The 6,697-nt window shown below is 52.9% G+C and carries 8 protein-coding genes; 2 read left to right on the forward strand and 6 right to left on the reverse strand.

Annotated elements, in window-relative coordinates:
• Window positions 1-392, reverse strand: a 392-nt coding sequence (locus AB1690_01300) for a hypothetical protein (protein MEW6013936.1), incomplete at its 3' end; no start/stop codon positions are given.
• 359 nt (window positions 393-751) lie between these two features.
• On the opposite strand from AB1690_01300, the gene AB1690_01305 reads away from it, so the two are divergent.
• Together AB1690_01305 and AB1690_01310 are read left to right on the forward strand one after the other, a co-directional pair.
• A complete protein-coding gene (locus AB1690_01305) occupies window positions 752-1,609 on the forward strand; it encodes a ParB N-terminal domain-containing protein (protein ID MEW6013937.1) in 858 nt (285 codons plus the stop codon).
• A gap of 29 nt (window positions 1,610-1,638) precedes the next feature.
• Entirely contained in the window at window positions 1,639-2,997 is a 1,359-nt protein-coding gene (locus AB1690_01310; GenBank protein ID MEW6013938.1) for a TrpB-like pyridoxal phosphate-dependent enzyme, read from the forward strand.
• An 87-nt stretch (window positions 2,998-3,084) separates the two neighbouring features.
• Here AB1690_01310 and AB1690_01315 read toward each other — a convergent pair whose 3' ends face one another.
• The 5 genes from AB1690_01315 to AB1690_01335 form a co-directional block, all read right to left on the reverse strand.
• On the reverse strand, window positions 3,085-3,558 hold the full coding sequence (locus tag AB1690_01315; GenBank protein MEW6013939.1) for a hypothetical protein: 474 nt from the start codon (window positions 3,556-3,558) through the stop codon (window positions 3,085-3,087).
• Window positions 3,559-3,681: 123 nt separating this feature from the next.
• A complete protein-coding gene (locus AB1690_01320) occupies window positions 3,682-4,992 on the reverse strand; it encodes a 4Fe-4S binding protein (protein ID MEW6013940.1) in 1,311 nt (436 codons plus the stop codon).
• Between the two features lie 9 nt (window positions 4,993-5,001).
• Window positions 5,002-5,343: a cupin domain-containing protein gene (locus AB1690_01325; protein MEW6013941.1), complete on the reverse strand. Its 342-nt coding sequence runs from the start codon at window positions 5,341-5,343 to the stop codon at window positions 5,002-5,004.
• A gap of 14 nt (window positions 5,344-5,357) precedes the next feature.
• A complete protein-coding gene (locus AB1690_01330) occupies window positions 5,358-5,891 on the reverse strand; it encodes a DUF2249 domain-containing protein (GenBank protein ID MEW6013942.1) in 534 nt (177 codons plus the stop codon).
• Window positions 5,888-6,697 (reverse strand): PAS domain-containing protein (locus AB1690_01335; GenBank protein MEW6013943.1); only part of this gene is annotated, 810 nt, incomplete at its 5' end. The genes AB1690_01335 and AB1690_01330, both read right to left, overlap by 4 nt.

Raw genomic sequence — 6,697 nt, forward strand, 5'->3', positions numbered from 1 at the left:
GAGGCGCCATTGTCATAAGACTTAAGAACCGTTATGGTCGATGCCCCTCCGGCATAATCGAGAAAACAGAGAAAGAAATTGCCGTCGGCGTCAACATCCACACAAGGGTCGGACTGATAGGTAAAACGCCTGACAGTAACAAGCGAGTCGGTCCAGGTATTGCCGCCGTCGGTGGAGCGTCCCAGTCCGACCTGGCGATATCCGAGCCGAAAATCGCGCCAGAGCGCCACCAGGGAAGTGCTGTCGGTCGGCGACACCCAGACCTGCTCCTCGTTCTGCAACTGGGGAAACGGGCTGGAAATTCGGTAGTTGAGGGGAGGTGGCGGTGTGGCAACAGCCGCAGCCGCCAGTAATAAAACCAGACAGAAAAACGATAACAGTCTTTGGGGCATCTTTTCCTCCACAGTTGATGGTTTGATATGACCAATCAGGCGGTAATGTTATTAAAATAACCTATTATTCCGGACAGGCAACCTCAAAGTACTCCTTCCTGGCACCAGACAGCAAAATCACTCTATCAGTGAATAGACGGCGCTGCCCCGCCGGTTGTTACCAAAGATATCATGCCTCGCAAATAATGCTGCCAACAATCACTTTTGAGGGGGGGCTCAATTCCGCTCAAAACCTGCCGAAAGACTCAAGATACGACCGGTATCGGAAGAGACCGTAAAGCGGCTGCTAAAATGTTGCCTGAAATCGTATAACAATTTATACCGCAAATGCTTCTGTCGGTGCCATTGCTGGAGAAACTTTGAGGAAAACTGCTGTCCGAAATCATCTCAAAATCGGGGAATTGCCCGACCTGAGAATCCTTCCCCTGTCGCGGCTTCGATTTCACGAAGCCCCGGACGAGGAGCGGCTTCTTAATCTGGTCAACCGACTCGGTGACGAAGGAATCCTCAAAAACCCGCCGATTGTCGCCGACCCCGGCGATGGCGGCAATTTCCTGATACTTGACGGCGCCAACCGGGTGACAGCTTTGAGCAAACTACACTTCGAGCATATCCCGGTGCAGGTGGTGAAAATCGACGACGCAAACCTGACCATTAACTGCTGGCATCACGCCGTCGAAAAGTTCGACCGGTCTTTTTTTGAAAATCATATCAGTAAGATAGCCGCCCTTACTACTCATGAATCAGATGTTGTCCCGGAAGAGACCGCCAAGTCTCCTTCATTTCTCTGTTCTCTTACATTCGCTGACAGGAAGTCGCTTCTCCTTGAATCAGGTGGTAGTTTACTGCAGAAAGTCGAGATTCTGAATCAGTTTACCGACTGCTATCTGCATACCCCGCACTACGACCGGGTCAGTTATCTCAATCTGGAACATCTGGCGCATAATTATCCGGAATTTCGGACTCTCCTGCAGTTTCGCACGTTCAGCGCCGCCGAATTGATGCAGGTCGTCAACTCGGGGAAAAAACTGCCGGCCGGTATTACCCGGGTGGTTCTCCCGAAACGGGCGCTGGGGCTCAATATCAGCCTGGAACTTTTGAAGTCATCTTTGACGCTGGAAGAGAAGAATCACTGGCTTCAGGAGACTATGCAGAAGATGGTTCTTCATAAGAGCATCCGCTTTTATCAGGAGCCGACTTTCGTTTTCGACGAATAAAACGATTATCGACTTATAAGGAGATTTGTATGGACCGGACTAAGATTGTCCTCTCTGAGGAAGATATCCCGAAAGCCTGGTATAATATTCAGGCCGACCTTCCCAAACCGGTGCCGCCGCCGCTTCACCCCGGCACCCTCAAACCGCTCGGTCCCGATGACCTGGCGCCGCTTTTCCCGATGGAGCTAATTATGCAGGAAGTGACCCGGGAGCGGTGGGTCGATATTCCTAAAGAAGTGCTCGAAATATATAAACTCTGGCGTCCCACGCCGCTGGTGCGGGCGCGCCGTCTGGAAAAAGCCCTCGGCACACCGGCGAAAATTTACTTCAAAAATGAATCGGTCTCACAATCCGGGAGCCATAAGCCGAATACTGCCGTGGCGCAGGCATTTTACAATATGAAAGAAGGGGTAAAGCACCTTGCGACCGAGACCGGTGCCGGGCAGTGGGGAAGCGCCCTCTCCTTCGGATGCCGCTTCTTTGGTCTTGAATGCACCGTCTATATGGTCAAAGTAAGTTATGAGCAGAAGCCGTACCGGCGTATCCTGATGGAAACCTGGGGGGCAAAAGTTCTTCCCAGTCCGACCAACTTGACAGAGGCAGGGAGGAAGATTCTATCGGAGAATCCTGATTCCCCCGGTAGTCTCGGCATCGCTATCAGCGAAGCGGTCGAAGATGCCGCCACCCATAATGACACCAAGTACGCTCTCGGCTCCGTTCTGAACCATGTCCTGATGCACCAGACGGTCATCGGTCTGGAGGCGAAAATACAGTTTGAGATGATTGATGAATACCCCGAGGTTGTAATTGGCTGTGTCGGCGGAGGAAGTAACTTCTCCGGATTTGCCTTCCCTTTTGCCCAGGACAATCTGAAATCCGGGAAAGAGACCCGCCTGGTAGCGGTGGAGCCGACCGCCTGTCCATCGCTGACCCGGGGACTATACCGTTACGATTTCGGCGATACGGTTGGTCTCACGCCGCTTTTGAAAATGCATACTCTCGGTCATTCTTTTGTGCCGCCGTCGATTCATGCCGGGGGGCTGCGCTACCATGGTGACGCCCCCCTGCTTTGCCTTATGCATGATGAGAAGATGATTGAAGCAGTCGCGGTTGACCAGAAGCCGGTCTTTGAAGCGGCGGTGCTCTTTGCCCGGAATGAAGGTATCCTGCCGGCGCCGGAAAGCGCCCATGCCGTCAAGGTCGCCATCGACGAAGCCCTCAAGTGCAAGGTTACCGGCGAGAAAAAGACTATCGCCTTCGCGCTGAGCGGTCACGGTTATTTTGACCTGGCGGCGTATGACAAATATCTTACCGGAAACATCGAAGATACCGCGTTCACCGAGGAGCAGGCGCGGAAGATTGAGGCATCCTTGCCGAAAGTGCCGTGATTATAAGGTCAGATTGTCAGTTATGGGATTAGCGAAAATCCTCACCTGACTTCCTGTTTGATGAGACAGCGGGGAATTTTTGCCCGGTCATCGGCTCTCTTTGACCCAGTAGTTCTCGGTTTCACCGTCGGGCGACATAATATCCCATGATGAGCCAAATCCTTTTGACCAGTATAACCCCGGCTCCAGGCGAGGAGTTATTAACGGGATATCGAGTACAAACATTTTCCCTTCGCGGTATGCCAGAAGATACTCGGTCGGTTCGGAATCGCCTGACAGTCGGAGAAAGTGATACCCGAGAATGTCGGTTCGATGCCACCCCTGCTTAATCATATAATTCTGCGCCGCTTCCTCAACGAATGAGATGCCGTGGAATGATTTCACCAGATTAAGCAGATTGAGCACCTCGCGGTCGCTCAATTTCTCCAGCCCGCAGGATTCGGCATATTCCTCATCGACAAACTCTGATGCCCGCGAATCCCCCAGCGATAACCGCGAGGCTGCGCCGGCTAAGAGCGACCCGGCCAGAAGGAAACTCCCCAGATAAAGATAGACTCTCATATCTTCCTCCGTGATTGGACTGATTTACTTATTATACACCCCGCAAGACAAAGACTGATAGAAAATCTCCCCACGCTTCTTTGGGAACAGACAGAAAAGTGCGGTGACAACGGACTCTCCCCCCTATATCCGCGCCACCCCCCAGAATACCGCATGCAGCGAAACAATCATCACTATAAACAACCGCCGGGCATTCTCGGCGCTCAAACCGAGAAACTTGTAAGTAAGGGAACCGTCACGGCAACTCCCCAGACAATCCCCGCAGAGAGTGCAGGCAAAATTGGGGCGACGATTCTTAATATCAATCATATTGAGGGCGTCATACCGGCAGGCGGTATGGCAGATTCCGCAGTCGGTGCAGGTCGAATCGTTTATCCGTATTCGAAAAGGCGAAAGTTTCCCCGCCAGGTTGGCAATCGGTCCAATCGGGCAATAAGTAACACAATGGGTCATCACCCCGGCTTTCCGCGACCAGAAGACCATCAGCCCTACCCCGGCGATACCGAATATCAACCCCAGAATGGTGGCTATGATAGTTGGCACTCCCGCTATCCGCAATGCCAGCGCGATAAATATTATAAGGGCGGTTATGGTCAGACGCGCCGGGTGCCGCCAGGGTGGCATCTTTTTTGGCTTTATCCGTCCCAGCGATGCCAGGTTATCCCAGGCGCCGATATAACAAAGATGACTGCACCAGGCCGGGCCGACCAGGATAACGGTCGCGGCAAACAGTATCAGCATGAAAAACCCTTCCCCCCGGAATATCGGTCCGGCGACAATTATCGCCGGTATCGGAAGATGCAGTTTGCCGGTCATCAGGAATTTCTCAAATCCGACCAGCCCCAGAAGCAGTTGCGAAAAGAAAACGACCGAGAAGAGTGTCCAGATTCGCCTCCGCCAGAGGGAGGACTGATTTATATCCAGCATCTTCTCAGTGATGAAAGCGGCGTAGAATGACAATCCCAGGATTTCCAACCATCCGGCGCCGGGGACAAATCTATCAATCAAAAGTATCGGAAAGCTGACCTTTGCCTGCGCAATCGAGAGGGTCAAGGCGGTCAGCAGAAATGCCGCCGCGCTCGGAATCGCCGATGAGGCATACTCCTGATAGAAGGCTTTCACCCGCCGACTGCTGAATAGGAATGCCGCGCCGACAGTGAAGAGCGCCACCGCCCCGAGGATTATTGCCATCCTTGTTGAGGGTAGCCCCATCGCCTCCCGTATCTGGACAAAGTTATGAATAGTGTTGAGCCAGATAAATCCGCCGAACAGCAGGAGCACCTGAGTTACATAGATTACCCACCGCCTCCGCAAGAAAAGCATGAGCGGCGCCGCACCGCAGACCGCCACCAGCCCGTAGTTCGCCCCCCGGTAAAAGTGCGCTCCCAGTATCAAAACGGCTAATATCGCCGGCAATAATCTTAAAGCAATCATCGCAACCAACTATCCTCTTATCATGGTCAGCAAGATTTTCGACCGTCCGGAGGAATGTACCGCATGCGGTATATTTGCCGGCATCACCACGGTCTCCCCTTTCTTTGGCGCCACCACTTTCCCGCCGATAGTCAATTCGGTCTCGCCGTCGAGCACCTGCACCATGGCGTCATACGGCGCCGAATGCTCGCTCAACCCCTGTCCGGCATCAAACGAAAATAATGTCACCGTCCCGGCTTTGCTTTTTACCAGCGTCCGGCTGACAATCGAACCGGGGACATAATCCAGCAACTTCGCCAGGTCAAAAATCATCGCCGGCTCCAGCGCGCCGCTGGCTTTATCTTCAGTCATACTGCCTCCAAATCCTATTCTCTTATTCGGAAATAAGTGTTGAATAATTCTTCGTTTTCGACTCTTGTATAGCTCTCGTACCCATTGCCGCGCGCCATATCAATCAGCGGCGCCGGAAGAAACGGTGTAACAAGGAGAAATCCTTCACCGCTATTCAGCGCTCCCAGCTCTTTCATCACCACCCCGATAGGATGTTCTCCCGCCTCCAGCATCGGGCGGGCGTCGAGCATTTTTACAATTTTCAGACTCTTGACCCAGCCCGGCTCACCGTCGCTCACAGTCGCTTCGGTAGCGGCGGTCGTTTTCGCTTCCAGCCCGGCCGCCGCGCGCAGCGAATTTATCATAGTTCCCAGAGGGATGCTCCCTATTTGCGCCACCTGTCGAATAGTCGCCACTCTGGCGACCGTTTTCCGCAGTATCGGGTTGCGCAGTTTCGCAAAGGCGGGGGACATCTCTATCAAGAAATTCTCCAGATGAGGGAAGCTGTCGAGAAGGGCGCCGATTTTGGTTTCAGGAGTGATATCCGACAATGTTTTTGTAACATTCATGACGTCACCTCTTCTTCATAACTGAGAATTCTTTTCTCACCCTGAAGCGCCCGTTTCTCGGTCAGATCCTGGCTCACTTCCAGCGTCCCGAGATATTTCCCCTCCGGCGAGCGCAGGGCGAAATACTCGATACTTATAAAGCGCCCTTTCATATTGATATGAAATGCCGCCCGCTCCTGCTTGCCGGAATGGAAATCATCCAGAATCTTCTGCACTATATGTACGCTCGACGGCGGATGGCAGAGCTGCACCTGACGTCCCAGTATCGCCCGGTTCCGCTCAAAAATCCGCTCTTTCCCTTGCGTGAAATACCGCACCGTGTCATTCTTATCGACAAAAGTCAGGTCAAACGGAATCGTGTTCAAAATAGCCGTCAATTCATCAGGGGTCATGCTCCCGCTGGGCAGTTGTATTCTGCCGGCAGTCTCAGGAGCCGCCTCTCTCACGGTTACTCCCGATGGTTTCCATGTCACCTGCGGGTCATACAGGCAGAATCCTATCTCAAGGCTCTGATTATTAATATGATACCACTCCTCCTCACTGAGCGTATCAAGGCACATCGGGAAAAGAATCTGCTCTTCTTTGTAAATCATCTCTTCGATGGAATTCCAGGCCGGCTGTAAGACCAGGTCAATCACCGTTTTGGCTTCGCCGGCGGCAATCTGAGCGGTCTCTTTCAAGGCTTCAATCGCCCCGGAAAGGTGCTCTCGGGCTTCGTCATGCTTTCCCCACATCACCGCGGGAGGTCCTGTGATGCCGTGCTTTTCCAGATATGGAAACAGCAGATTCTCTTTACGGCGGTAATG

This window comes from Candidatus Zixiibacteriota bacterium (assembly GCA_040753495.1).
GTDB lineage: Bacteria > Zixibacteria > MSB-5A5 > GN15 > PGXB01 > DYGG01.